Genomic DNA, 25,355 nt, shown 5'->3' with positions numbered 1-25,355 from the left:
TCAAACTTAAGATTGTTTCGCTAAAGTGAATTATCAGAGTGCTCTTTCTCGTCTGTAGATGAGAGCAAGTGCTAAAATAAAGAAGGCTCCTATAGGGATAAAGTTTGCCGCAAGGGGTGAAAACAGTCCGGTTTTACCCAGAGATTGAAAGGATGCCATTAGCATCCAGTAGGCAAATCCTGTGAATAAGGATTTTGACGCAACTGCTATGTATGAGTGATTTCTGTTAAAGCCGATACAGAGAGGGAATATCACGAGGATTATGACGATAACACTCAGGGCGTGAGCATAGGATTTATAAAGCTGAAGATAGTATTTAGCCGTATTGATGTCCTGTTTCTTCATTATCTCTGCTGTGCGGCGTACTTCTTTTAATGACAGAAACTTAGGACTCAGGACAGGGAGACTGGTGAGCTCGTCAAAGAGTTCCCGTTCCTGTATTACTTCTTCCGCACTGTCAGTCATTACCGGTACGGGATCCATAGCGAAAACTTTTTTATTTTTCTCTATCCACTTCCCCTCATAATATTCTGCTGAATCATATGTCACGATATAGTCAACCTGAAAATTGTTATTCAGATGGTATTCTGTTATGCCTATGATCTTCTTTTCAGTAGGATCCATAAGGTTAATATTAATGAATGAGCTGTCGGATTCTTTCAGCCACATGTCCGTGAGTTTGCCGGAAACGTTAAAAGTTCGGTTCTTAATATTCTCATATGCGAACCTTTCTCTCTCCAGCATAATTTTAGGGTTTATAACATCTGCTGAGAAATATAGTAAAACTGATAAGAAAATACCACTTACGATAAATGGATAGGCAAGATTTCGTATCTTTCCACCCAATGAGACATAGGCTATCAGCTCGTTGTTTTTTAAGAGGGTGACCATTACCAGCATGGTCGAAATAACTATTGTCATAGGCATGGTGGTATATAGTAGATATGGGGTTTTCATTAAGTCGTATACTATTAATGTCATAAATGAAATATTGTATTCGCTAAGCATCTTAGTATGCTGGAACGTGTTGGCGATGAGCGTTATGATGGCCACAAACACTTGTACAATGACGGTATACTGCACAAATAGCTTTATTATATATTTGTTGAATTTTGTCATTTCATAGCCCTTCGATAGAAGAATACAGCAATCAGTGCAAACAATATGTTCGGAAGCCATGCAGCAAGGAATGGCTCAATACGCCCTGATTCCGCAAAGTTTTCTGCTGCGAAAAACAGGATATTATACACCGCCACAACAGCAATAGTAATGGGTATAGCCAGTGAGCGTCCGCTTCTGTGAAAGAAAATTCCCAGACTCATACCAAATATACTCATTATGATAGCTGCAAAGGGCATTGAAATCCTCTTTGAAAACTCAAATTTATACAGAGGTGCTTCTTGGAAATTTTCAATTAGGTCTTTGGTCTGCATTATACGTTCAGAGTTTACTGAAATATCTTTCGCGTCGATGAGGGGGGAGTTGAGGGTAAATGTGTCAAAATTTATCTTTGAGTGCTTACCATCTTCGTTCAGAGTTACTATCCTTCCGTTTTTAAGGTTCATTAGAAGACCGGCATTACCGGAAGGGAGTATTTCAGCCTCGTTAGCTGTTATTACGGAATGTTGGGCTTTATCAATTATGACCATTTTTCTGTATTTGGCGTTACTGTCCTTCTTTACAGCGTAGAAAACGATACCAGGGAGTTCATCATAAAGTTCTTTCTCCTTCATATCATTTATAGATACAAGCTTTGCAATTTTAGAAAGGTTGCCTATGGCGTTTCTGCTGCCTGCCGGCATAAGCCACAAGCTCATCATTATACCTAATAAAAAAGCTGTAAGTCCGAATATGATAGTTGGGGTTGTGAAAAACTTCTTCCCTGCGCCGGCTGCACGCATGGCTGTTACCTCGCTGTCAGAGGAGAGCCGTCCAAAGCCGATCATAACCGCAAGCATTGCGGATGTTGGGATTGTTATTACAAGGAACGACGGCAGATAATAAACTATAGTCTGTATTATAAGAAAAGCGGGCACATTTTTAGTAAAAAACAGGTCGGCAAGGTCGATGAGCTTATCCAGTAAGAGAAGGAGAACGAAAAAAACGTTTCCGAGGAAGAAAATGGGATATATCTCTTTTAGTATATACTTATGAAGAAGTTTCATCAATATCATCGCTATAAAGTCTTATGACCGGCGTTTCTTTTTCAATTGCAACCTCATCTATCCTGATAATGGAGTTTAGCGGGATGTATGACCTTTCGACGTTTTTGAACTTACTTTTCAGGTTCCCGTCGTCAGGTGCGATGATAAGCTCTGACTGATCCAGAAAGACGATATCGGATATCTCAACCAGTCCCAGAAATGAAGAAGGGTTAAGTTTTGATGAGTGTATGGTTTGAATTTTCTTATCTTCATCTATGAAGATTACTTTGAAAAGCTTTTTGCTCATTAATCGTCGTCTCCGCCTTTGTGATAATAGACCTGTACTTTGCTTCTGGATGAGAATAGATCAAAAAGCATATTTATGAAACTGATAATTAATGCTCCGAAGAATGCTGCCCAGAAACCTGAAACGTCTATCCCTGAAAGAAAATCGGCTGTCAACTTCAACAGAAATGAGTTTATGATAATGTAACCGATACCCATACTGAGTATCTGAAACGGAAGTGTCAGAAAAAACAGTATCGGTCTGAGAAATGTCTGAAATAGGGTGAGTACAATGCCTGCTATGAATAGAGGGATAAAGCTGCTCACCGAAATTCCGGATATTATCAGTGAGGCTATACCTATTCCTATCAGGTTAACACATGCTCTGTAAAAAATGTAATGTACTGGCTGCATGGTGAAAATATATACAATCATTACAATAATAACAAGTGCTATTCTTTAATTAAAATGTGGTATTTGCGTGAATATGTTACAATTTGATAAGAAATACTTGGAGTAAGATGTTATTGTCTAAAATACTCTAACTAATTTATTTTGAGGTAGCTTGTATGAAAAATCTTTCTATAAGGTTTCAGCTATTCGGTTCATTGGTTTTCCCTGTTATAGCTTTGCTTGTTTTTTCTGTCAGTTTGCTTGTTATTAAAATGAATGTTAACAATGAAATGAAGAAATACTCAAAGGCAACAGAATTAGCAGTGAAAATCAGCAATCTCGTTCATGAAACGCAAAAAGAGCGGGGGGCTTCAGCCGGTTTTATCGGCAGCAGAGGGGCTGAGTTTGGGGATATACTACAGAAACAGCGTAAACTTACAGATGAACGGCTGAATATTATTAAACACTTTATTCAGGATTTTAACTTTAAAGAGTATGATATACGTTTTCAAAAAAACTTTGATGAAGGGATGAACAGATTACAGAATCTTGAAAAAATAAGATCTGATATTGATAACTTCAAAATAAGCGTGCAGGACGAAGTAGCCTATTATACCGAAATAAACTCTTTCTTCCTTAACTCTGTTGGTGAGATAGGGTTTATGGTAACTGATCCGGTCATAGCTAAAGAGCTTTCTGCATATGCGAATTTTCTTTTGTCTAAAGAACGGGCGGGGCTTGAGAGAGCTGTCCTAGCAAATACTTTTGCAGCGGATAAATTCGACGACGGCATGTATGAAAAACTTATTGTGCTTATAACAGAGCAGAGCAGCTTTCTGGAATCTTTTCAGCTTACTGCCGAGGCGGGCTTTATCGAATATTACAAAAAAACAGTATCTGGTGATGACGTTAACAAAGTGGAGGTGATGCGAAAAGCCGCATTTGATAAGCACTTGTCAGGAGGGTTCGGCATTGACGCAAATGAATGGTTTAAGACTATAACAAACAAGATAAATCTGCTTAAAAAGACTGAAGATTATTTTGCTGATGAAATATTAAGCAGTATGGAGCTTAGGAAGAATGCGGCATGGAAGGCCAAAACAGTTTATATGGTGCTTTTCATTCTCAGTATTGTTTCACTCGGTGCACTGATTTTTGTCATTGTCCGTGTGGTCTTACGAAACATCAATAATCTGTCTTTGAGCGTGCTTGACCTTACGAAAGGCAACGGTGACCTTACAAAGCGTCTTTACATGAAAGACAATAATGAGGTGCGGGCTCTTTATGACAATATTAATGAGTTTGTTGAGAATATAGATCATAATCTTTCTAACACGCTGACCCATGTGTCAAAAGCAGGAGATTCCGTCGTGCCTCTTATAAGTATTGTTTCAGATACTAATCTTTCTGCACAAAATAGTTATGAAATGTCCGGTCAGGTTTCCACAGCGAGCCAGCAGATGAGCGAGACCATACATGACATTGCAACAAATATTAGTGAAGCAACAGAGAAAATGAACGAAGCTGTTGCACTTGCTTCCAGAGGGCAGACGCTAATTGACGGAGTTAATAACTCTTCTGATGAAGTGAGCCTTGTTATGGAAGGTCTGAAGATACAGATAAACAATCTGCAGCAGGAAGCTGAGAAGATAGGTGACGTTATCTCTGTTATTAATGACATTGCCGATCAGACGAACCTGCTTGCCCTTAATGCAGCTATAGAGGCAGCAAGAGCCGGGGAAGCGGGACGAGGATTTGCTGTTGTTGCTGATGAGGTGAGGAAGCTTGCAGAAAAGACGCAGTTCTCAACCTCTGAGATTGCAGGTGTCATTAACAATGTTCGCAGCGACGTTTTGGATACAGTTAAAAATGCAGATAAAGCATCGGAAGCGATAGCAGGGCAGAGTGAGCATATTTCTGATGTCAGCAGAAATTTTCAAGATATTATGGAGGCAGTGGAGAATGTGAACGGTCACATGGTGAGTGTTTCAGCGGCAATGGAACAGCAAACCGTGACAACCAGTGAAATAGTCGTGAGTATAGAAAGTGTAGAAAGAGATGCTTCGTTAATGCTTGACAAATCAAAAGATTTGGCTGAATCTACGACAGGCATAGTAAAAGCACTCAACGATATGGATGATGAGTTTGCGAAATTCAAACTCTCTAACAAAGGGATACCTCTGATTCGTACAAAAATCGGCTATGCTGTTTATCTGAGCAACATTCAGAAGACAGTTCAGGATCCGGAACACTCGTTTGACTTAGGGGATTATGACTCATGTAACTTTGATGAAATCTATGGAGCAGACGGACGAAAATTTTATGGTTCGTACCATGAATATAATGAGATGGTTTTACTGCATTCCAAAGTAGAAGAGTTTGGCAAAGAGATTGTACAGGCAGCCAAAACCCGCAGTATATCTACCTGTCAGGATAGTTACGAAGGTTTCAGACATGCTGTCAATGAGCTTATACGCAATTTGAATACACTGATAGATAAGATAAGATGAGGATAATATGGAAATAAGAAGGGAACACAACAGTTTGATTATCTCTGGACAGGTTTCGAAATTTGACGACTACGATACTGTAAAAGCTGCAGTTGAACAGCTTAGAATGGATACAGACGGAAAACTTACGCTTGTTTTCAATGATGCACAGACAATAATATCTGCTCTGATAGGCTACTTTATCAAGCTTCGCAGGGTTGATGATATTAACTCAAGTTTCGCACCTTTGAAACATCAGATTCTGTATTGAAAGCCTTACCATTTCCTGTATTCCAGCCAATTTATTCATAAAAACTGTAAATGTTTCCTTTGCTCCATCAATTATTGATAATAATCGGTTTATGAATTTTTCCATAAACGCCAGAATATTCAGTTCTTCGACCTCATAACGCAGACCCTCATACAGACTGCCTTTGTGACGGAAATCACCATTTATCCGTTCCATATAGCTCAGGATGATAAACCTAACGAGCGATAGTGTTAGGAAGCAAATAGTAGCCTCAAAGGTTCTGGATTGATTTTTCCCAAAGAAAAGCTTGCTCTTGGCATCTTTAAACAACACTTCTACTGCCCAACGCTGACCATAGGTTTCAATTATTTTTGCCGATGTCAAAGATGTATCCGTAGACAGTAGAATAATAGGCTTCTTTGATTTACTTTTCTCAGATGGCTGACAGAAGACCAGCTTAACCAGAGTTGAACCGAAAAAAGCATTGATGGAAGATACAGACACCCGATCTTTGCCAATTGTTACTGTTGCCTTAATCAAATCTGGAACAACACATTCCCATAAGCGTTTGGTTGAGTATACCTTGCCATTTACAGCAACAGTCAATGTCGGTGTAGTTTTAAGCATGGCAATCACGTCATAGCCTATCTCATTATAAATTGACGACACCAGCCTCGGCATACAGTACCAGCTGTCAAACAGAACAGCCCCAGCATCCAGACCCTTCTGTTTCGCCCGTTTAAGCATTTCCTTTACCAGTGTTGGTTTGTCTTTTACTGCTTCCTGTCGACGATGCCACGCCAGCATCCGCTTATCCATTTCAATTTCTGTCGATTGTTTGAATACTTTTCTGCTGCTTCGCTGCAAAGCAAAATCTACAGGGACAAATGACGCACGATCACTCCAGCCAAGCACAACAGCACTGAAGCCTTTCACGCTTTTACCTTTGCTATGGTCAAACACCCATGATACTTCTTCTATCTTTTTGCCGGCTTTCTGAATTACTGTGTCATCAATTACAAGAACACGCTGCTGCCAGCTGCTGAATGATTTGAAATATCTGATCACATTAAGCGATATATCCATCATAAAACGCCGCCAATTGATACTTGTACGTGTACTTAAACGATAAAAAACATCTTTACCGCCTAAATCAAATAGACTGTTCCGGCAATGGGAAACAAAATGATGAACGCTTTTGCCGAGAAAAGTCAGAAAAACTAAAGCCACAAGAATCGAAAATGGCTCAACGCCCTGATTCTTTGAAATACCGCACCTATAGGCAATTGTACGAAGCTGCAAAGCCTTCATCACTCGGAGTATCTCAAATTCTTTCCATAATGCCGCTTGTATTTCAGACTGCCATGATTTATTCTCAAGCATAGAAAAAGTCTCCTTGATGTAATTGTTCTTTGAAAATCAATATACCATTTATGGGAGACTTTTTCTATTGTTATCCTAGCTATAACAACAAGTTATCGCACTATATCAAGATGCGAAACTTGAGTTAATATGTACATAAAAACATTCTATACCATTATTGAGGATTATCATGAGCCTTTCTATCAACAAAAAAGTATCACTATTCAATTTAATACTTGGAATTCTGTTTGTAGCTATAGCTATTATAGCCCTTCAACTCGTCAAGAAATCAAAAACAGAAGAAGCCTTTTTAAAAGAATCAGGAAAAATGGCTCAACAAATATCAGAACTTTTAGATAAAAAATTTGATATAGGTCTTACTAATGCAGTAGGTTTTAGCTCAAGGCCAGATGTCATAAATGCACTGAGTAACAACGATAGAGAAGGTGCTATTCAAGCACTTGAAAGAGTTAGTGCAGAATATACAAAGCAAACGAACTACAAAGGCATCAAAATACACCTGCATGACAGATATGGCAAATCATTTATAAAGAACTGGGATACCGGCAGTTTTGGTGAAGACTTGATTAGCTCAAGAGAGTCTGTAAATAACGTTATTAAAGATAAAAAGGCCACAGTTCAATTTGAGATTGGAAGTGTTGGCCTTATGATTAGAGCAATCTCTCCAGTTTTTGACAATGAACTATATGTTGGCTCAGTCGAGTTCTTGCAAGGTGTCGGCTCTGTGAGTAGGGATTTAGCAAAGAAAGATTTGATATATGCACTGGTGATCCCTAATCAAGTTGCAGAGAAGTATTCAAAGCTAGCTAAGAATAAACAGGTTGGGTCATTTGTACTTGCGAATAACAAATGGTTTAGTGATGAGGTCGTTAGTGCTCTAGGTGATGCAGATATGTTAAATTTGACCACTAACAGCAAGTTTCTGGGTAAAATGTATTACTTTATCAGCATACCTGTCAAGACAGACTCAGGGGCACTTATTGGTTATCACATATCAGGTATCCCTAGTCAAAAAATTTATAATGCAATACAGAGTCAATTAAGACTTCCATATATGCTTTTAGGATTACTGATTGTTACTATAATAGTACCTATGCTATTTTCTTATTCTTTTACTAAATCAGTTATTATCAATAGAATCAAAAATGTTCAGGATAAGTTGGAAATAATGAGTAAGGGCGACTTTACTGTTAAACTCAAACCAAAATATAATGATGAAATAGGAGAGCTTGCATACTCGGTAGGTGCTATGGCTAAAGATGTCAGTTCCTCTTTATATGTTATAAACGAAAAGCTCAGCCGTTTATCGAATGTATCAAATGAGCTTACCGGACTTTCTGAAAGGGTTAGTGCTGGCGTAGCACAACAATCCGCCGCAGCCTCATCATCAGCAAGTGCTATTGAAGAGCTAAATGTAACTGTCCAGGAAGTGGCAAACAATGCTTCCATAGTTGCAGACGCAGCAAATAGAGCTGATAAGCTGGTTGTAGATGGTCATACTATGTCAGTTAATTCTATGAAATTAATGGAAACAATAGCTCAGAATGTTCAGCAAAACAGTTTAATTGTTAACAACCTAGGGCAGTTAAGCCAAGAAATTGGACAGATAATACAAGTAATCAATGATATTGCAGACCAAACGAACCTTCTTGCTCTTAATGCTGCTATTGAAGCTGCAAGGGCTGGTGACCATGGTAGAGGTTTTGCCGTTGTTGCAGATGAAGTCAGAAAACTTGCTGAGAAGACCACCGAAGCGACTAAAGATATCGTTAATATGATTAGTACAATACAAAATGAAACTCAGACAGCCGTTGTTAACATGACTGCTAATGCTGAAAAAGCTAACGAAGGAATGACAATGGCTGAGCATACAAAACAAGCACTTGAAGAGATTTTAGAAAGTGTGAAAGCTGTCACTGTTGAAGTGAATAAAATTGCTATTGCAACAGAAGAGGAAGCGACAGCTATGGACTTACTTAACCAAAGTGTTGTAGAGATTGACTCCATCGCCAAAGAAAATGAGTCTATAGCAAATGAGACTATCAAAAGTATCTCTGAACTCAATGACTCCAACAGTGAAATAAACAAGGCTGTTTCTCAATTTAAATATAACAAATAACTATGAGTATGCCAGGTTAAACAATGGAAGCTCACGGAGTGTCTTTCCAGACATTATTTATTTTTTATCAGTTTAATTTGCTTATTACTCATTAATTGTTAAAATTAGATAAACCCCGAAACACAAGCGTAAAAGTTTGTTATTAGTCCCCCTTAGTGGTCATCTGAGGGGGATTTTTCATTATCTAATTAATACAAGCTGAGCTAATAATCTACATATAATAATACTTTATAACTTTTTTATCAAAACATCAAAAAAATACTTGATACGAGTAGACTCAGGTTTTATATTGCTAACCGTGATAGATATAAATTCTTCGGAGGTTAGCTATGAGCATTAAAAAGTTAGTCCCTTGGAATTGGTTTAAAAATGAAGAAGAAAACGATAACACTGTGAGTATACGCAGATCAGAGCAAGGCAGTAAGCAGCAAATCGCTGTATCTGATCCGTTTGCTGTGATACAAAAAGAGATAAACAATATCTTCAACTCTTTCGGCAGCAACATCTTCAGCAGAGAAAATATTTTCAGTAGCCCTGAAAGACTTCTTAAGCCGAACTTGGATATCTCAGAATCAAAGAAAGACTATTCGATAAGTATTGAGGTCCCAGGTGTTGATGAGAAAGATATCTCTATTGAGCTGTCTGGTGACTCTCTGATTATCTCTGGTGAGAAAAAACAAGAGACAGAGACAAAAGAAAACAACTATCACCGTGTAGAACGTTCTTACGGATCTTTCAGAAGGATACTCTCTCTTCCACAGGATGCAGATCCTGAAAATATCAAAGCTACATTTAAAAACGGCATCCTGAATATTAAAATTGATAGAAAATCACTTCCTAGCAGTAATGTTAAGAAGATAAGTATTAACTAATAAAGGAGGCTACTATGATCAGATCAAGATTTACAGACCCAGCATTCAGCTCATTTTGGCCTAACTTTTTCTTCGATCCTGAAAAAGCTTTTAGGCTGATGAGAACTGCTGATACTTCTCACAAGGTGTTCCCTTCAGTAAATATTACTGAAGACAATGACAATTATTTTGTAAGGGCGGAACTCCCAGGGATGGTAAGTGAAGATTTGGAGATTGAGTTTTCAGGCAAGAAACTCATTATCTCGGGAGAACGTAAGATCGCTTCAGAAGGTACAAATGTTAAGTATCACCGCAGAGAAAGGGAAGCAGGAAAGTTTTCCCGTGCTATCATGCTACCTATGGAGGCCGATGGCGACAAAGCTGCGGCATCTATGAAGAACGGCATTTTAACCATCAAGCTCCCAAAGAGAGAAGAAGTAAAACCAAGAAAAATAGCGATATCTGCTCAGAATTAAAAGGAGGTACGTTATGTCTGAGAACAAACAACTTCAAGTAAAAGAAAAACACGAGGCAGAAGTGCCTGCAGAACAAACACATCAGGGCCCAGTATTCAGTCCGGATGTTGATATATTTGAAAACGAAAAGGAGCTGATACTCCTTGCGGGATAAGGTACGATAAGTTTCGCAAATTATGATAGCGGCTTTATAAACGGACAAGGCCGCCGCCGTTTTGGTAGAATACGTTACCAGACAAATTCACCAAAGGAGGCAAAGGCCATGTCCGATGAGAAGATTATACACCTGAACGAAGGTGCCATAAAGGGCGAGTTACAGGAACTTGTCCGCAACAGTGTAGAAGAAACACTTAATAACCTGCTTGAACAGGAAGCCCAGGCTTTGACAAACGCCGCTAAATATGAACGTACTGAGAACCGTAACGGTTATCGTTCAGGTCACTATGAACGGAATCTTTTGACAAGCTCAGGTGATGTTAAACTGAAAGTTCCCAAGCTTAAGGGAGTAACTTTCGAAACAGCCATTATTGAACGCTATCGCCGCCGTGAGAGCTCAGTAGAAGAAGCTCTTATAGAGATGTATCTTGCCGGCGTATCAGTTCGCCGAGTAGAAGATATAACAGAGGCGTTGTGGGGTACTAAAGTATCTCCGAGCACCATCAGTGAGCTTAACAAGAAGGTTTATGTTCACATAGATGATTGGCGCAACAGGAGACTGAAGTGCAGCTATCCCTATGTTTATCTTGATGGCATATATCTCAAGCGCAACTGGGGTGGTTCATATGAGAACGTTGCAGTGCTTGTAGCTATAGCTGTAAATGAAGAAGGCTATCGTGAAGTGATCGGCGCATCAGAGGGCATGAAAGAGGATAAAGAGAGCTGGAAGAACTTTCTCTGTGGTCTTAAAGAACGAGGTTTGAAGGGTGTTCAGCTTTTTATAGGCGATAAGTGTTTGGGGCTTGTTGATGCTGTCAGCGAAGTCTATCCGGATGCCAAGTATCAGCGCTGTACTGTTCACTTTTACAGAAATGTATTTTCTGTAACACCGAGAACCAAAGTGAGAGCTGTGGCAGCTATGCTTAAAGCAATACACGCCCAGGAGAGCAAGGAAGCTGCCCTTGAGAAGGCGCAGGCTGTAGCTCAGAAGCTTCGTGATATGAAGCTTAAGGAAGCCGCTAAGAAGGTTGAAGACAGCATAGAGGAGACTCTGACTTACATGACTTTCCCTTATGCTCACTGGCTTAAGATCCGTACCAACAATGTCATTGAACGGCTGAATAGAGAAATACGACGTCGAACACGTGTGGTCGGTACTTTTCCTGACGGCAATTCAGCCCTGATGCTTGTTTGTGCCAGACTGCGCCATGTAGCTGGAACCCAGTGGGGCACAAAACGTTATATGAGTATGAAATATTTTACTGAAGCCGGAGATATAGAGATGGATTCAGTGATTGGATAGCTGAAGGCTACCGAACGGCAAAAGGAAATTTGCGAAACTATCTTGACGGTACCCCTAAATATTGTAGTTATAAAAAATATATTTAAAAATCATTAATTTATATAATCAGCCTTATTATTAGTCGTTTTTAGTAGGTATATCCTGTGTATCAATTTATGAACTTCTTCTTCTAAAAGCTTAATTGATACTCCACAGTCTTTGAAACCATCTAACCTCGGACGAATTATCTTGCTTAGCTCAAATTCAATATCATCAAATGTTATTTTAGGATTTTTTGCCAACTGAATAGAAACATATGTATAAATGCTTACATAAAATTTTTCTAAGATAAGCATATCAAGCTTGTTTTGAACGTGATCTAGTTTTTGTTCCATTAACTACACCTTATAAGTCCATATAAAATGTTTCAGTTCGTGGCCTAAGCTGTATATGCCCAGGCCACATTACATTTACTTATATAATCAAGATTTAATCTTAAACTTGGAAACAAGTCCCTGCAAATCAGATGCAAGCACACTTAATTGTTCAACTGCTTCTGCAGTTTCCTGAGATGCTAAAGAGTTTTCGCCTGTTATACGTGAAATGTTTTCAATACTTTCAGCCATCATTTCTGTTGCCTTAGCTTGTTCCTCAGTGGCTCTAGCAATCATGTTAACTTCGTTTGAAACATTATCAACATTGCCTTTTATGATATCCAATGACGTTTTCGCTTCCTCAGCTTTATTATTACCGTTCTTTACTTGCTCAACACCCTCACTCATGCCTTCTACAGCACCTTTTGTGTCTATTTGAATAGCTTCAATCATGCTACCAATTTCTTTAGTAGCATTAACGGTCTTTTCTGCAAGTTTTCTCACCTCGTCCGCCACAACAGCGAAACCTCGTCCATGGTCTCCTGCTCTCGCTGCCTCAATTGCTGCGTTCAAAGCAAGCAGGTTTGTTTGGTCTGCAATATCGTCGATAACCTGTATAATTTGACCTATTTGCTCACTTGAGTTACCAAGTTTTTCAACTGTTTTGGCAGAATCAGTAATGGTATTAGAAATAAGAACCATCATGTTACGTGTTTCTTCTACAAGAGCATGACCGTTTCCTACAGACATGCTTGCTTCCTCAGCACTGTTTGAGACATTTGCTGCATTTTGAGCTACTTCTACTACCGTAGAGTTTACTTCCTCAACTGCACTCGCAGTAGTAGATGCTTGCTCTGCTTGTTCCTGAGCTCCTTGCGCTATTGTTTCTGCATTGCTTGAAAGTTCTGCCGATGTTGAGGCTAAAGATGATATAGAGTCAACTATCACACTCATGGCATCATTAACATCAGCAACCATTTTATTGAGTGCCCGTGAAAGGTCTCCAACCTCATCCGGAGAATCGTCTTTAACATGAACAGTAAAATCACCTGAAGCTACTAAGTTAAGCATTTCTCTCATATACATAAGTCTTTTAAATATGAATTTATTATTTATGTATATTAGTATGATTAGAATAACTATACCTACTGGCACAAAAACAGCTGCTGAAACACCAAGGTTCTTGTATATCGCAGCATAAACTGGAGCTGTAGGTAAAAATATTTCAAATGCACCATGAAGCTCACCAGCCCGCCAGTTTTCCATTTTAACTCCAGTAGGGTCTAAACCTTGGTCATTTCCCCAAAGCTCTTTAGAGGTTGCTGGGTCTCCATGACAGGATTCACACATTTCACTCAGCCGAACACTTTTGTAATATCTAATTTGGTGATTTTCTGTATCATGAAAAACATATTCCGGAGTTGTTTTCCCGCCTTTATCCAGGGTGTTCAAAACTTCTAATGATTTTAAATCAATACTATCGGGTTTATTCTTCTGATTACGTGGTGAAATCTTAGGAACTTTAAATTTCAATCCTGCTTCTTCGGACTTAAGTTCCATGACTTTCATTGCGCCAACAATTGGCACTGTCAGAAGTAATTTATTCAAATCTTTCTTTGCTTTACCCATATCATAGATATCCGCTTCCATTGAAAGAGCCATGTATTCTCTCACTCCCTCGGCAGCAAGTACAAAGCTTCTTGCTTTTGCAATCTCTGCATTAAAATACTGCTTTTTCATTTGGAAATAGTTAACTGTAAATAAAATACCCATCCCTATAATCACAATTACGGCAACAAATAAAGTTATTTTTACATTGAGTTTCATGAAAGCCTCACAAGAAATTAGTTATGATATATTATATGCATATGCAAACGTCAAAAACAATTTAACAATTGTACTAAAGGTGGTTAAATAAATTTATAGCTCAAGTTTCGCACCTTGATATAGTACGATAACTTATTGTTATAGCTAGGATAATAATAGAAAAAGTCTCCCATAAATGGTATATTGATTTTCTAACAAAAAATTGCCAAAGGAGACTTTTTCTATGCTTGAGAATAAATCATGGCAGTCTGAAATACAAGCGGCATTGTGGAAAGAATTTGAGATATTCCGAGTAATGAAGGCTTTGCAACTACGTACAATTGCCTATAGATGCGGTATTACAAAGAATCAAGGCGTTGAACCATTTTCTATTCTTGTGGCTTTAGTTTTTCTGACGTTTCTCGGTAAGAGCGTTCACCATTTTGTTTCCCACTGCCGAAACAGCTTATTCGATTTAGGCGGTAAAGATGTTTTTTATCGTTTAAGCACACGTACAAGTATCAATTGGCGGCGTTTTATGATGGATATATCACTTAAGGTGGTCAGGCATTTCAAGTCATTCAGTAGCTGGCAGCAGCGTGTTCTTGTCATTGACGACACAGTGATTCAGAAAGCCGGCAAGAAGATAGAAGAAGTTTCCTGGGTGTTTGACCATAGCAAGGGCAAGAGCGTGAAGGGATTCAGTGCAGTGGTTCTTGGCTGGAGTGATCGTTCTTCTTTTATTCCTGTAGATTTTGCCTTACAACGAAGCAGTCAGAAAGTATTCAAACAATCGACAACACCAGAGATGGATAAACGTGCTCTGGCATGGCATCGTCGCCAAGAAGCTGTTAAAGATAAGCCGACACTTGTAAAGGAAATGCTTAAACGGGCTAAACAGAAAGGGCTGGATGCAGGAGCAGTTTTATTTGACAGCTGGTACTGTATGCCGAAGCTGGTTTCATCAATCTTTCATGAGATCGGTTATGATGTTATTGCTATGCTTAAAACCACACCAACGTTGACTGTGGCGGTAAATGGTAAGATATTTTCGACAAAGAGACTCTGGGAATGCGTGGTCCCCAGCCTGCGCAAAGAGACACTGACAATAAGCAATGAGCTGGTGTCTGTGTCATGTGTAAACGCTTTATTTGGTGGTACTTCAGTTAAGCTTGTCTTTTGTAAACCACTGAGAAAAAGCAAGTCAAAGAAGCCTATCATTCTGCTTTCTACTGATATAACTCTGACTTCAGCACAAATTATTGAGACCTATGGGAAGAGATGGGCGGTGGAAGTGTTGTTTAAAGACGCCAAGAGCAAGCTTTTCTTTGGGAAAAATCAATCCAGATCATTTGAGGCTACTATTTGCTTCCTGACACTGTCACTCGTTAGGTTTATCATCCTGAGCTATATGGAACGGATAAATGGTGATTTCCGTCACAAGGGCAGTCTGTACGAGGAATTGAGGTATGAAGTCGAGGAGCTGAACATTCTGGCGTTTATGGATAAATTCTTAAAACGGTTATTATCTATTATTGATGGAGTAAAAGAAACATTTGCACTTTTTACAGATAAATTGAACGACATTCAAGGGGTGATTAGGATTTCAATTGAAAATCTGCTATTTCAAAGGTGCGAAACTTGAGTTATAACTATCTTAGAAGTGTTCAACGAACGGTAAACGCTACACAGATGAATTCAAGATTGAAGTCGTCAAGCAAGTCACAGAACAAGGTCATAACGCCAGTGAAGTATCCTTCAAGTTGGGGATAAGTACTAATAGTATTTATAACTGGATCAAGAAATTTGGTGCTGACAGTTCAGATTATAAAATCCAGTCAGATCAACAATCCGAAATAAACCGTTTAGAGAAAGAATTACGCAGAGTAACCTAGAGTTAAACAACAACATGCATTAGATTTGGAAGAGATATAAAATACAACATTTTGAGCTTGATTATTACCAGGGTCTTAGTATATTAATGTGAATGAGTAGTCATTATTTGAATTTATATTCATAAAATGTATTGTTGCTTCAGAAGGTGATATATGCAGACAAACAGAATTTCCCGAAAGGAACAAGATAAAATCAGACACAGAAACTACATACTGACGGCTGCTTTAGAACTTTTTTCTGAAAAGGGGTACCATAGTGTTTCTATGCAAGAGGTAGCAGCTAAAGCCGAATTTGCCATTGGCACCCTTTATAAATTTTTTAAAAGTAAAGAAGAACTGTATAAGTGCCTAATAATGACAAAGGCACATGAATACCATGATACCCTTTATGAAGTTTTATCTGAGAAAAAAGATGTTGTCAGTATTATATCGGATTATGTCTCTGCTAAATTCAGACTGTTTGATGCTAATGCTTCAGCATTAAAACTCTATATCGTGGGGTCAAGCGGTACATATTATAATATCCAGACAGGTTTTGACCATGAGATTCAGTCGCTTTACAATAAGCTCCTTAACCATATAGCTGCGGTTATGGAATCTGGCATTAGCCGCAATGTTATTAACAATACTAATCCGTACTTTATGGCTCTGGCGCTTGAAGGTATTACTAATACATTTCTTTATAACCTGCTTGAAAACCTTGAACAGGATTACAGTGAAACTGACATCTCGGTTATAACAGAAATGTTTTTGCACGGTGTATTAAAAAAATAGTTGTCCGGACGTTATATGGAAACAATAGTCGGTCAGTATCTTTTCCCTTTTATTCTTTTTTCTGTTGCAGGCTGGGCGCTTGAGATAGCTTACCGTTCGTGCGTGGCTGGACGGTTTATAAATCCGGGTCTTCTGAAGGGACCCTATCTGATAATTTATGGTACAGCTGCCTTAGTTCTCATGTCTGCTGTAAACATTATGAGTGACTTTTCTCTGCCTGCTAAGGCTTTGGTGTATCTGTTAGTCACGACTCTATTTGAGCTTGGATCAGGATTTGCCAGCAATCTATTTTCAAGTGTTCGTCTTTGGGATTATTCAGATGAATGGTTGAATTATAAAGGATATATATGTCCTAAATTTTCCATTTATTGGGTATTTCTGGCATTTGCTTTTGAATATCTTATACTTCCGGGATATCAGAAGTTTGCATCGATGCTGCCTGATTCTTTTATTGTGCTATCTGTTTTAACGATATTTCTTTTCATGCTTGCAGACATAATGATCGTTATTTACAGAACTTTAACAATTGCAGAGTATAAAAAAACGGACACCTATCAAGAATTCAGGTCTATATCAGCAGGGGTGCTCGCTATGCCGGAGGTTTTATCTCTGGCAAATTATCCCCATCATAGAGATAAGACAAGATTGGATCATGTTATGGAGGTTGCTTATTTAAGTTTTTTCCTGGGGAGAAAGCTAAATCTTGATCTGTCAGCAATCGTCAAAGGAGCGCTTTTGCACGATCTTTTTTATTATGACTGGAGAACCGAAGGTCCCAGACTGCACGGATTAAGACATCACACGATTGCTCTCAGTAATGCTGAAAAAATCACAGAACTTTCAAAAAAAGAGAGGGACATTATAAGTAAGCATATGTGGCCTCTGACGATAATACCCCCTTACTATGTGGAGTCTTTACTTGTTTGTGTTGTGGATACGTATTGTTCGGTAAAGGATTATGTCCCGTTTAGAAACAGCTACAAAAATATTTCGAGGAATAATGAGCATGAATAAATTCCACCTCGCCGGAATTGATATCGGATCAACTACGGCCAAAGCAGTAATAATTGATGAAAACGGTAAAACTGTATTTAAACGCTATGTTCGCCACCAGACAAAAACAATTGAGACGCTTAGAGGAATATTCACTGAGGCTTTTGAGGAGTTGGGAGATGTTCTGCTTGACCTGAAAGTTACAGGCTCAGCAGGAATGGGAATCGCAGAGAGCCTTGGATTGCCGTTTATACAGGAAGTTGTTGCATCTGCGCAATATATAAAAAAAAATTATCCTGAATGTAAAACATTTATAGAAATAGGCGGAGAAGACTCAAAGATTGTTTTTTTTGATGAAAACTTTATGCCTGATATCCGAATGAACGGAACCTGCGCAGGAGGGACAGGCGCTTTTATAGACCAGATGGCGGTGCTTCTTAATGTTGATGTATCTGAAATGAATTCTCTGGCGGAGAAATCATCTGAAACCTATCCCATTGCGTCGCGCTGCGGAGTTTTTGCGAAAACGGATATTCAGGCACTTCTCAGCCAACATGTTTCAGCAGAAGATATAGCCGCATCAGTATTCCATGCTGTAGCAGCCCAGTTTATTACAGCACTATCACACGGCCGCGAAATAAAGCCTAAGATACTTTTCGGGGGAGGCCCTCTGTCATTTTACCCGGCACTCCGTGGAGTGTTTGCTGGCATGCTTAATATCGGCGGAGATTCTGATATTATAATTCCATCTGATCCGGAGCTAATTCCCGCTGTTGGTACAGCGATTGCATACGTTGACAGGCCATGTCTAAAGAACCTCAGTGAGTTATTGTCTCTGATAGTCAAAAGCATGGATATTGAACTTAAAGAAGGTACAAAGAGGCTTGCCCCGCTGTTTAAAAGTGAAACAGAATTTAATAACTGGTCTGAAAGGCACAAACAGTACAAAGTGAAAAAAACCGCCCCTTCTGAATCTATTGGTAAAGACCTCTACATGGGTATTGACTCTGGTTCAACAACTACAAAAGTTGTCATTATTGACGATGAGGGCAAACTGGTTCTGAGTCATTACGGGCCTAATCACGGCGACCCTATCGATGCTGTGAATCAAGGACTCAAATTTATAAAAAATGAATTTGACAATGCAGGTGTTTGTCCGCACATTGTCCGCTCTGCAGTGACAGGTTACGGCGAAAGCCTTATAAAAGTTGCCTTCGATATAGATGACGGAGTGGTGGAGACTATCGCTCACTTCAGAGCAGCCAGATTTTTTGAGCCTGACGTTTCATTTATCCTGGATATAGGCGGCCAGGACATGAAAGCCATCTTTATTCAAAACCATGCTGTGTCCGAGATTCATGTTAATGAGGCATGTTCCTCAGGCTGTGGTTCGTTTATAGAAACATTTGCACAATCTCTGGGGTACAATGTTCAGGAGTTTGCCGCAAAAGGCTGTGAGAGTCACGCACCTTTTGATCTAGGAACCCGGTGTACAGTGTTCATGAATTCAAAAGTCAAACAGGCTCTCAGAGAAAGAGCGGATGTTGCAGATATCTCAGCCGGTCTGGCTTACTCGGTCATAAAAAATAGTCTCTATAAAGTATTGAAGCTGAAAAATAATAATGAGACCGGAGACAAAATTCTAGCACAAGGCGGTACGTTCAAAAATCCTGCGGTGCTAAAGGCACTGGAAGCACTGCTTGAAAAAGAGGTAATAAGGCCTGATATATCTGAGCTTATGGGCGCATATGGCTCCGCTCTGTCTGCACATATGGAATATCATAGACTTAAAGATTCCGCTGCTGTAAGAAATGCATTACAAAACCAGAGCAAAAATGCGGCTGAGGAATATTTTGCACTCAGCAGTCTTGAAGCTGGGAGCAGCTTTACAAAAAAAGAATTTCACTGCAGTGGATGTGAGAATAAATGCAAGGTGTTCAAGCTGATATTTGATAACGGAAACCATTTTTTCACTGGCAACAGATGTGAAAGATATTTCAGCAACGATGCAAATGCCGATGTTAAAGGTACAAATCTGGTCGAGGAGCAGGTTAAGCTTTTGTTCGACAGGAACACGGAGCCTGAGGGGAAGCCTGTTTTGACCTATGGAATCCCCCGGTGCCTGAATATGTATGAAAATTATCCCTTCTGGTGCACTTTTTTAACATCCTGCGGGTTTAAGGTGGTTTTATCCTCAGTGTCTAATTTCAGGCTATATGAAAAGGGTCTGAATTCGGTAATGTCTGAAAACATCTGTTTCCCTGCTAAACTTGCCCATGGACATATTATTGACCTTGCCGATAAAAAAGTTGACAGAATTTTTTATCCAACTGTTATCTATGAGCATAAAGAATATGAGGACGCATTGAATTCATATAACTGTCCAGTAGTTACAGGCTATCCGGATCTTCTGAAAAATGCTATCAATCCTAAAAAGAAATTCAATATCCCGCTTGATAAGCCTGTAGTCAGTTTTAATAATACCAGACTGCTGAAAGATCAGCTCTTCCTTTTTTTTAGAAAGTTTGGAGTATCTTATTCCGAGGTGTCAAAAGGAGTTGAGAAAGGCTTGGTATCACAGGATAAATACAAGGAAGAACTCAGATTAAAAACAAAGAACCTGATAGAAAATGCTGATATTAATGGCAGAACTGTTGTGGTTCTAGCCGGAAGGCCTTACCATGTTGATCCTCTTATCAATCACGGCTGTCCTGAACTGCTGGCTGAAATGGGTGTAGACGTAATCAGTGAAGCTGCCGCATCGTTTAATAATGAATCTGTGCTATTAGGGGACATAAATGTTCTGACACAGTGGAGCTATTCAAATAGACTTTATGCCGCCGCTGAGTGGGTTACTAAAAACAAGAATGCCCAGATGGTGCAGGTCACATCTTTCGGGTGTGGGCCGGATGCCGTTTCCTCGGACGAGGTTAAAAAAATTCTTTATTACGGCGGCAAAGTCCATACTCTTCTCAAAATGGATGAAATCGCCAATTTAGGAGCTGTGAAAATCAGATTGAGATCAATGCTGGAAGCGGTTAAAGAGGGGGTAGCTAAGGCAGAGCCGGAAGTCTTTAAAAAAGTTGAGCATGGACGTGTTTTTTTGAAAAATGACCGTGTCAGAACAATTATTGCACCATATTTTTCCAGGTTCTATTCACCTCTTATCCCTGCCGCTTTCAGACCGCTGGGGTACAAAGTTGAAGTCCTCCCGCCGCAGGATGTTGCATCAGTAGAACTAGGACTCAAAAGCATAAATAATGATATGTGCTATCCGGCAATACTGATTGCCGGTGACATCATCAAGGCGTTCCAGACAGGCGGATACGACCCCCAGAAAACAGCCGTGCTTCTTACTCAGACAGGAGGGCAGTGCAGGGCATCAGCTTACGTTTCACTGATCAAAAAAGGACTGGCGAGTGCTGGATTAAATGATATTCCGGTCATAACTGTATCAAATCAAGATATAAACTATCAGCCTGGTTTTGAAATTGATTCGTCAGAACTGTTCAAACGTTTAGCTTTAGGGATCGTGTTTGCCGATCAGCTTGTGAAAATGTATCTCACAACTGTTGTCAGAGAAAAGATAGCCGGCACAGCAAAGTTGCTGCATGAGAAATATCTTTTAAGGATGGAAGAAGGAGTTGAAAAGGCCGATTATCATAATCTGTTAAATATCCTAAAAGAAGCAGTAGATGAGTTTAACTCGGTGGAAGTAGACAAATCCAAAGTGCCAAGGGTTGGCATAGTCGGGGAAATATTTGTTAAACATAATATTTTTTCAAACGGGCATATTTTGGACTGGCTGACATCGCAGGGGATAGAGTGTGATATACCCCCTTTGCTGAGCTTTTTTTCACAGCGTTTTATAAATGAAACTTACGACCAGAACTCATATCTTAAGCGTTCGTTTAAGGATCGAATAAAATACAGCGTGCTTGAAATGTTTTCAGGTTTTTATTTAATGCAGATTGACAAAGTGATGAGGGGGTACAGGTTCTATAGAAAACCAAAGAAATTGAGACAGCTTTCAGAAATTACGGGAAAAGTCACAAGTCTGGCGAACCAGTCCGGAGAAGGGTGGCTTCTGACAGCTGAAATGATATCAATGCTAAGCGAAGGGACAAACAATATAATATGCCTTCAGCCTTTCGGCTGTATATCAAATCACATTACCGGCAAAGGTGTTGAGATGCAGCTTAAAGAGATGTTCCCTTCAATTAACTTTCTGGCTATTGATATGGATGCCGGCTCAAGCGAAATAAATATACTGAACAGGCTGCATCTCATAGTTAATGCCGCAAAAGAGCAGACATCCTGCAAAACTGCGATGGCAGATATACAGAAACATGACAGGAACCAATGGCTGTCATCATATATGTCTCTGCATAATTTTTATGCGTTCAGTAGTGATACTTCACTTAAGGTTGAAAAATGGAGAGCATGGGTGTCTAAACTGCCATTATGGGAAAAAATTAAAGAGATTAAGTATAAAATTGAATAAGAGTCTGAAAATTAAAGTGTGTAAAGTCGTAATTCTGTCTTCATAGTTGATATACAGCTGTGAGTATATTACACCCCAATCCCTGATTGGCATAGTCCATTTCTTTTCGATACCTAAAATAGCTAAATATAAGAGCTTTATAAGGGAGTCTTCTGTCGGGAAGGCTCCTTTTCCTTTGGTAGATTTTCTGATGGCAGAATGGAAGCTCTCCACAGGATTTGTGGTATAGATCAGCCTCCTGAGCTCCTTGGAATATTTGAAATAAGTAGAAAGCTCAGTCCAGTTGTTACGCCATGATTTCGAGATGTTGGGGTATTTGCTGTCCCACTTTTCAGCAAAGGCATCCAGCTCTGCGCTAGCCTGTTCCTCTGTAGCTGCAGCATAGATTCTCTTGAGGTCAGATGCTACTGTCTTACGCTCTTTCCAAGGCACAAAGCGGAGAGAATTGCGTATCTGATGCACTACACATTTCTGTATCTCAGACTGCGGGAAAGCGGCTGTTATAGCTTCTGAGATGCCCTTAAGGTTATCCACAGCAAAGATAAGAATATCCTGCACTCCACGGTTCTTCAGCTCGTTCATAACGGTCAGCCAGTATTTGGCGGATTCTGTTTCAGCAAGATAAAGCCCCAGACAGGATTTGTGACCTTCCATGCTGATGCCGATCACAAAGTAGATAGTGACGTTGCGGACGGCTCCGTCCACACGCATCTTTAAAACCATGCCATCCATAAAGACAATGGCGTATATCTCTTCCAAGGCTCTGTTCTGCCACTCCTTAGCCTGTGGGAGTATCTTGTCAGTAATGACACTTACTGTCTCCGGCGACAGCTCATGACCGTAAATATCAAAAATGTGCTCTTTGATGTCACGGTTACTCATCCCTTTGGCATACATGGATATAACTTTGGCTTCAATGCCGGATATATCTATCTGGCGTTTCTTGACTATTTCTGGAGAAAAGGTTGATAGGCGGTCACGAGGTACTTCGAGTTCCATTTCGCCCATCTGTGATTGTACTTTCTTGGAAGAACGACCGTTACGGCTGTTGCCGTCACTTACGTTCGGTTCATGTTTCTTGTAGCCTAAATGGGCTTCAAGTTCGCCTTCGTAGAGCGTTTCGATGACTTCTTTCATCATGTCACGCATAAATACCTGAAGGTCTTCTGTGGTTTTTACATCGCTTTCTGCAAGCAGATCTTTCAGTTTGTCTTTGTCGAATTTCATCATAAACCTCGCATGTTAGTTTAACACATACGACGTTTACACACTTTTATTTACAGGCTCCCGTTATCGAAAGCATGGAGATATACGAAGCTGTATTTCAATGTTCTCCAAATGCGCTCAATCATGACGTTATCCATCCAGCGACCTTTGCCATCCATGGAGATTCTAACGCCAGCATCCTTGAGAGTCTGTGTAAACTCATAGCTGGTAAATTGGCTACCCTGGTCAGTATTAAAGATTTCAGGTGTTCCGTATTTTTCAAGAGCTTCCTCCAGAGCAGCAACACAGAAATCAGAATCAAGACTGTTTGAAAGTCTCCAGCTTAGAACTTTCCTGCTGTACCAGTCCATAATTGCCACTAGATAGAGAAATCCACGTCTCATGGGTATGTAGGTAATATCTGAGCACCAAACCTGATTTGGACGGTTTATATCCAGACCTCTGAGCAAGTACGGGTATGTCTTATGCTCTGGATGGGGATTACTGGTCTTAGGCTTCTGATAAACAGCTGCGATGCCCATCTTCTTCATAAGCCTGCGAACACGCTTACGGCCAATATTATACCCATACCTATTGATGAGCTTTGTCATCTGCCTAGAGCCGAAGTCAGGTGTCATCATAAACTGCTCATCTATGATACGCATGAGTTCAAGATTCAAAGCCGATTCGCCAGACTCTTCATAATAAAAGCTTGAGCGGCTGATACTAAGAAGACGGCACTGTTTGCTGATTGAGAGTTTGCTTCCAGAATTTTCTATCATAAACTTCCTCCGGGATATGCTTACCGTTTCCCGAAGGCTCGTTGCAAAAAATCTCGTTCCACCGTCAGTTGTCCTATTTTTGCATGAAGATCCTTTATTTCTGCTTCTGACATTTCTTCTGACTTGCTGTGTTTATTGGAAAAGATTGTTGCCATCCCTTCGATGGCTTCTTTCTTCCATTTAGAAATCTGGTTCGGATGAACATTATACTTGGCTGATAATTCCGACAAGGTCTGCTCTTCTCGCAGAGCTTCAAGGGCTACTTTTGATTTAAACTCGGCTGAGTAACGGGTACGTTTTGCTTTTGACATTGTGTGGTCCTCCAATATGCTTTTTCCACCTTAGCATACTGTACAGATTTCTGGGACCACCTCTTTACAGATTCTTAGTGCCCTCTGACTGAGAGCGTATATTCAACTTAAAGAAAATACAAAATAGTAGCTAAACATGACAAATAAGCTCCCTAAACATAAACACACCTTAGATTTCAATATGTGTTATCATAACTCTATGTAAAAAAATAGAGAGTAGATTAATGCCAGCAAGACCTGAAGTTATACTAAAAATTAATGAACAAATCATCAGAAGCAATGAAACTATCTGTCGACATATTGAGAATCTAGATGCTTTCGGCAGAGGTGCAGTATCACAAGATATTTTGTTAAATTTAAGAACATTTGTAGAACATACCATGTTCAGAATATATGCCAAAAACAATGCTGCAGAATACAACTATGACAACATCACTGATGCTATAAAATTTGTTAAAACTAAAGGAAGTCTTAAATTCCTGTGGAAATTTCATTCGTATTTACAGATAGTTGCATCTCATTATACTCTTGAACCAGAAGATTCAGAGCGTATAATGCTGAAATATTATGAGTTCATGCTGAAAATCAAAGAATATCTAAAATTAGAGTATGGACTCGATGTCCTTTCCAACCTAGAGATGTTTCCGCTTAATACAGATAGGAACTTGCAGGAATATTATGAAAAAATTGCAGAAAGATTAAATGGCAGAGACCTCAATTCAGACATAAATATATCTACTGGTGAGCGATACTATATATATAAGATAAAACCGTTTTTTGTAACTCAACAAATTTATTATGAAGTTACATTTATACCCGCCACAGAAAAGGCAAGTAAGTTTGTAAGCATCCCTAAAAATTTTACAGTTTAAAATTAGAGTT

At 39.4% G+C, this 25,355-nt stretch carries 20 protein-coding genes and 2 pseudogenes; 13 read left to right on the top strand and 9 right to left on the bottom strand.

From position 1 onward, the window contains the following. Positions 1-33 precede the first annotated feature (33 nt). The 4 genes from DACET_RS07550 to DACET_RS07535 are packed head-to-tail and all read right to left on the bottom strand — an operon-like array spanning position 34 to position 2,843. Positions 34-1,119, bottom strand: coding sequence for an LptF/LptG family permease (locus DACET_RS07550; RefSeq protein WP_013010788.1), 1,086 nt, complete (start codon positions 1,117-1,119; stop codon positions 34-36). Beyond that, on the bottom strand, positions 1,116-2,165 hold the full coding sequence (locus DACET_RS07545) for an LptF/LptG family permease (protein WP_013010787.1): 1,050 nt from the start codon (positions 2,163-2,165) through the stop codon (positions 1,116-1,118). The genes DACET_RS07550 and DACET_RS07545 overlap by 4 nt, the downstream gene beginning before the upstream one ends. Beyond that, positions 2,149-2,451: a DUF1820 family protein gene (locus DACET_RS07540; RefSeq protein WP_013010786.1), complete on the bottom strand. Its 303-nt coding sequence runs from the start codon at positions 2,449-2,451 to the stop codon at positions 2,149-2,151. Before DACET_RS07540 ends, DACET_RS07545 begins: the two co-directional genes overlap by 17 nt. Then, the gene (locus tag DACET_RS07535) at positions 2,451-2,843 is read right to left on the bottom strand and encodes a phage holin family protein (protein ID WP_041230245.1); all 393 of its coding nucleotides are present in this window, start codon (positions 2,841-2,843) and stop codon (positions 2,451-2,453) included. The genes DACET_RS07540 and DACET_RS07535 overlap by 1 nt, the downstream gene beginning before the upstream one ends. A 155-nt stretch (positions 2,844-2,998) precedes the next feature. Between DACET_RS07535 and DACET_RS07530 the strand changes: the two genes are divergently transcribed. Both DACET_RS07530 and DACET_RS07525 read left to right on the top strand, forming a co-directional pair. Then, complete coding sequence (locus DACET_RS07530; RefSeq protein WP_013010784.1) at positions 2,999-5,332, top strand: methyl-accepting chemotaxis protein; 2,334 nt, start codon at positions 2,999-3,001, stop codon at positions 5,330-5,332. Between the two features lie 7 nt (positions 5,333-5,339). Beyond that, a complete protein-coding gene (locus DACET_RS07525) occupies positions 5,340-5,582 on the top strand; it encodes a hypothetical protein (protein WP_013010783.1) in 243 nt (80 codons plus the stop codon). Here the strand turns inward: DACET_RS07525 and DACET_RS07520 are convergent. Beyond that, positions 5,544-6,944 carry an IS4 family transposase gene (locus tag DACET_RS07520; protein ID WP_013010002.1) on the bottom strand — a complete coding sequence of 467 codons (1,401 nt, stop codon included), beginning with the start codon at positions 6,942-6,944 and terminating at the stop codon, positions 5,544-5,546. The genes DACET_RS07525 and DACET_RS07520 overlap by 39 nt on opposite strands. A gap of 169 nt (positions 6,945-7,113) precedes the next feature. Here DACET_RS07520 and DACET_RS15520 point away from each other — a divergent pair, with 169 nt between their 5' ends. The 5 genes from DACET_RS15520 (at position 7,114) to DACET_RS07495 (ending at position 11,849) form a co-directional block, all read left to right on the top strand. Next, positions 7,114-9,063, top strand: a complete 1,950-nt coding sequence (locus DACET_RS15520) for a methyl-accepting chemotaxis protein (RefSeq protein ID WP_013010782.1) — start codon at positions 7,114-7,116, stop codon at positions 9,061-9,063. 329 nt (positions 9,064-9,392) lie between these two features. Continuing rightward, positions 9,393-9,935: an Hsp20/alpha crystallin family protein gene (locus DACET_RS07510; protein ID WP_013010781.1), complete on the top strand. Its 543-nt coding sequence runs from the start codon at positions 9,393-9,395 to the stop codon at positions 9,933-9,935. A 14-nt stretch (positions 9,936-9,949) separates the two neighbouring features. Beyond that, complete coding sequence (locus tag DACET_RS07505) at positions 9,950-10,390, top strand: Hsp20/alpha crystallin family protein (protein ID WP_013010780.1); 441 nt, start codon at positions 9,950-9,952, stop codon at positions 10,388-10,390. Between the two features lie 13 nt (positions 10,391-10,403). Then, positions 10,404-10,544 (top strand): hypothetical protein, encoded by a 141-nt coding sequence (locus DACET_RS16270; protein WP_013010779.1) that lies wholly within the window; start codon positions 10,404-10,406, stop codon positions 10,542-10,544. Positions 10,545-10,652: 108 nt separating this feature from the next. After that, positions 10,653-11,849, top strand: coding sequence for an IS256 family transposase (locus DACET_RS07495; protein WP_013010778.1), 1,197 nt, complete (start codon positions 10,653-10,655; stop codon positions 11,847-11,849). A gap of 92 nt (positions 11,850-11,941) precedes the next feature. Here the strand turns inward: DACET_RS07495 and DACET_RS07490 are convergent, their stop codons facing one another. Both DACET_RS07490 and DACET_RS07485 read right to left on the bottom strand, forming a co-directional pair. After that, positions 11,942-12,223, bottom strand: coding sequence for a hypothetical protein (locus DACET_RS07490; RefSeq protein ID WP_013010777.1), 282 nt, complete (start codon positions 12,221-12,223; stop codon positions 11,942-11,944). Positions 12,224-12,310: 87 nt separating this feature from the next. Further along, positions 12,311-14,029, bottom strand: coding sequence for a methyl-accepting chemotaxis protein (locus DACET_RS07485; protein WP_013010776.1), 1,719 nt, complete (start codon positions 14,027-14,029; stop codon positions 12,311-12,313). A 223-nt stretch (positions 14,030-14,252) separates the two neighbouring features. Here DACET_RS07485 and DACET_RS07480 point away from each other — a divergent pair, with 223 nt between their 5' ends. The 5 genes and pseudogenes from DACET_RS07480 to DACET_RS07465 all read left to right on the top strand — a co-directional run bounded on the left by DACET_RS07480 (position 14,253) and on the right by DACET_RS07465 (position 22,174). Then, complete coding sequence (locus DACET_RS07480; RefSeq protein WP_013010775.1) at positions 14,253-15,653, top strand: IS4 family transposase; 1,401 nt, start codon at positions 14,253-14,255, stop codon at positions 15,651-15,653. 28 nt (positions 15,654-15,681) lie between these two features. Further along, positions 15,682-15,900 (top strand): annotated as a pseudogene (locus DACET_RS15980) (transposase); the annotation flags it as partial. 156 nt (positions 15,901-16,056) lie between these two features. Beyond that, on the top strand, positions 16,057-16,677 hold the full coding sequence (locus DACET_RS07475) for a TetR/AcrR family transcriptional regulator (protein WP_013010774.1): 621 nt from the start codon (positions 16,057-16,059) through the stop codon (positions 16,675-16,677). A 15-nt stretch (positions 16,678-16,692) separates the two neighbouring features. After that, a complete protein-coding gene (locus DACET_RS15515) occupies positions 16,693-17,691 on the top strand; it encodes a putative ABC transporter permease (protein WP_013010773.1) in 999 nt (332 codons plus the stop codon). Next, positions 17,678-22,174 carry an acyl-CoA dehydratase activase-related protein gene (locus DACET_RS07465; protein ID WP_148214161.1) on the top strand — a complete coding sequence of 1,499 codons (4,497 nt, stop codon included), beginning with the start codon at positions 17,678-17,680 and terminating at the stop codon, positions 22,172-22,174. The genes DACET_RS15515 and DACET_RS07465 overlap by 14 nt, the downstream gene beginning before the upstream one ends. On the opposite strand, the gene DACET_RS07460 is transcribed toward DACET_RS07465, so the two are convergent. Together DACET_RS07460 and DACET_RS07455 are read right to left on the bottom strand one after the other, a co-directional pair. Next, positions 22,133-23,401, bottom strand: a complete 1,269-nt coding sequence (locus tag DACET_RS07460) for an IS256 family transposase (RefSeq protein ID WP_013010771.1) — start codon at positions 23,399-23,401, stop codon at positions 22,133-22,135. The genes DACET_RS07465 and DACET_RS07460 overlap by 42 nt on opposite strands. A gap of 56 nt (positions 23,402-23,457) precedes the next feature. Beyond that, a pseudogene (locus DACET_RS07455) lies at positions 23,458-24,473 on the bottom strand (IS3 family transposase); the annotation flags it as partial. 224 nt (positions 24,474-24,697) lie between these two features. Between DACET_RS07455 and DACET_RS07445 the strand changes: the two are divergent. Beyond that, entirely contained in the window at positions 24,698-25,345 is a 648-nt protein-coding gene (locus DACET_RS07445; protein ID WP_013010769.1) for a hypothetical protein, read from the top strand. Positions 25,346-25,355: the final 10 nt, after the last annotated feature.

This window comes from Denitrovibrio acetiphilus DSM 12809, from assembly GCF_000025725.1.
Classification (GTDB): Bacteria; Chrysiogenota; Deferribacteres; order Deferribacterales; family Geovibrionaceae; genus Denitrovibrio; species Denitrovibrio acetiphilus.
The sequence above is the reverse complement of the archived record's forward strand: the minus strand, read 5'-3'. Positions and strand labels throughout refer to the sequence as shown.

Bases quoted from the DNA above. Each gene is read 5' to 3' on its own strand.
- DACET_RS07460 (WP_013010771.1), bottom strand. From the start codon at position 23,401: ATGAAATTCGACAAAGACAAACTGAAAGATCTGCTTGCAGAAAGCGAT.
- DACET_RS07530 (WP_013010784.1), top strand. From the start codon at position 2,999: ATGAAAAATCTTTCTATAAGGTTTCAGCTATTCGGTTCATTGGTTTTC.
- DACET_RS07550 (WP_013010788.1), bottom strand. From the start codon at position 1,119: ATGACAAAATTCAACAAATATATAATAAAGCTATTTGTGCAGTATACC.
- DACET_RS07465 (WP_148214161.1), top strand. From the start codon at position 17,678: ATGAGCATGAATAAATTCCACCTCGCCGGAATTGATATCGGATCAACT.
- DACET_RS07495 (WP_013010778.1), top strand. From the start codon at position 10,653: ATGTCCGATGAGAAGATTATACACCTGAACGAAGGTGCCATAAAGGGC.
- DACET_RS07520 (WP_013010002.1), bottom strand. From the start codon at position 6,944: ATGCTTGAGAATAAATCATGGCAGTCTGAAATACAAGCGGCATTATGG.
- DACET_RS15515 (WP_013010773.1), top strand. From the start codon at position 16,693: ATGGAAACAATAGTCGGTCAGTATCTTTTCCCTTTTATTCTTTTTTCT.
- DACET_RS07525 (WP_013010783.1), top strand. From the start codon at position 5,340: ATGGAAATAAGAAGGGAACACAACAGTTTGATTATCTCTGGACAGGTT.
- DACET_RS07505 (WP_013010780.1), top strand. From the start codon at position 9,950: ATGATCAGATCAAGATTTACAGACCCAGCATTCAGCTCATTTTGGCCT.
- DACET_RS07475 (WP_013010774.1), top strand. From the start codon at position 16,057: ATGCAGACAAACAGAATTTCCCGAAAGGAACAAGATAAAATCAGACAC.
- DACET_RS07490 (WP_013010777.1), bottom strand. From the start codon at position 12,223: ATGGAACAAAAACTAGATCACGTTCAAAACAAGCTTGATATGCTTATC.
- DACET_RS07540 (WP_013010786.1), bottom strand. From the start codon at position 2,451: ATGAGCAAAAAGCTTTTCAAAGTAATCTTCATAGATGAAGATAAGAAA.
- DACET_RS07545 (WP_013010787.1), bottom strand. From the start codon at position 2,165: ATGAAACTTCTTCATAAGTATATACTAAAAGAGATATATCCCATTTTC.
- DACET_RS07480 (WP_013010775.1), top strand. From the start codon at position 14,253: ATGCTTGAGAATAAATCATGGCAGTCTGAAATACAAGCGGCATTGTGG.
- DACET_RS07535 (WP_041230245.1), bottom strand. From the start codon at position 2,843: ATGCAGCCAGTACATTACATTTTTTACAGAGCATGTGTTAACCTGATA.
- DACET_RS07510 (WP_013010781.1), top strand. From the start codon at position 9,393: ATGAGCATTAAAAAGTTAGTCCCTTGGAATTGGTTTAAAAATGAAGAA.
- DACET_RS15520 (WP_013010782.1), top strand. From the start codon at position 7,114: ATGAGCCTTTCTATCAACAAAAAAGTATCACTATTCAATTTAATACTT.
- DACET_RS16270 (WP_013010779.1), top strand. From the start codon at position 10,404: ATGTCTGAGAACAAACAACTTCAAGTAAAAGAAAAACACGAGGCAGAA.
- DACET_RS07485 (WP_013010776.1), bottom strand. From the start codon at position 14,029: ATGAAACTCAATGTAAAAATAACTTTATTTGTTGCCGTAATTGTGATT.
- DACET_RS07445 (WP_013010769.1), top strand. From the start codon at position 24,698: ATGCCAGCAAGACCTGAAGTTATACTAAAAATTAATGAACAAATCATC.